Origin of the sequence: Jeotgalibacillus marinus (assembly GCF_040801915.1) — a bacterium.
GTDB lineage: Bacteria > Bacillota > Bacilli > Bacillales > Jeotgalibacillaceae > Jeotgalibacillus > Jeotgalibacillus marinus.
Genome location: NZ_JBFMIA010000347.1, coordinates 1 through 223, shown reverse-complemented (window position 1 = coordinate 223; position 223 = coordinate 1). Strand labels below are relative to the sequence as shown.

The following is a 223-nucleotide window of genomic DNA, read 5'->3' as shown; positions in this document are numbered from 1 at the left end:
GGAAGGGAGAGGAGAGAGAAAAGAAAAAAAGAGGGGAAAGAGAAAAAAAAGAAAAAAGGGAAAGGAGGAGAGGAGGAGAAAGAAGGAGACGAGGAGGGAGAGAGAAGAGAAGAGGAGGAAGAAGAGAGGAGGGGGAGGGGGAAGAAAGAGGAGAAGGGAAAGAAAAGAGAAAAAAAGGAGAGAAGGAGGGAAAAAAAGGAGAAGAAAAAGAGAGAAAAAGGGA

The 223-nt window shown here is 44.4% G+C and carries 1 protein-coding gene; it reads left to right on the top strand.

Going from position 1 to position 223, the window contains the following annotated elements:
* A partial coding sequence (locus AB1471_RS19245) for a hypothetical protein (RefSeq protein ID WP_367781102.1) occupies nt 1–223 on the top strand: 223 nt, incomplete at both ends.